Annotated in this window: 1 protein-coding gene; it reads left to right on the top strand. The window is 50.5% G+C overall.

Going from position 1 to position 596, the window contains the following annotated elements:
• Nucleotides 1–596: hypothetical protein (locus NF867_RS02450; protein ID WP_252585955.1), on the top strand; the 596-nt coding region annotated here is incomplete at both ends.

Genomic DNA, 596 nt, shown 5'->3' with positions numbered 1-596 from the left:
ACGATCAATGCTCAGCCGCTAACGCCGGCTACACCAACAGCTTCAACCGTTCAACCGACCTGTACGGTAGCAAGCGGTTCAATTACAGTGACAGCGCCACTGGGAGCAGGCCTTGAATACTCGATTGATGGGACGAATTATCAAGCATCAACTTTATTTACGGGCCTTGCAACCAACACTTATAACCTGACTGTTCGTAATGCGCAGGGCTGTATTTCTTCGGTCACCGCGGTTACGATCAATGCTCAGCCATTAACGCCTGCCACACCAACAGCTTCAACCGTTCAACCAACTTGTACGGTAGGGACAGGTTCGATCACAGTAGCCTCGCCACTGGGAGCAGGTTTGGAATACTCGATTGATGGCACCAACTATCAGGCTTCGACTTTATTTTCAGGATTAACCTCAGCAACCTATAACCTAACTGTTCGCAACGCTCAGGGCTGTATTTCTTCGGCCACTGCTGTTACGATCAATGCCCAACCGGCTACACCACAGGCAGCAACCGCAACAACCGTTCAACCAACCTGTACGGTAGGAACAGGCTCGATCACCGTGACTTCACCACTGGGAGCAGGATTGGAATATTCGATTGA

This window comes from Solitalea agri, from assembly GCF_023914155.1.
Taxonomy (GTDB): Bacteria; Bacteroidota; Bacteroidia; order Sphingobacteriales; family Sphingobacteriaceae; genus Solitalea; species Solitalea agri.
The sequence above is the reverse complement of the archived record's forward strand: the minus strand, read 5'-3'. Positions and strand labels throughout refer to the sequence as shown.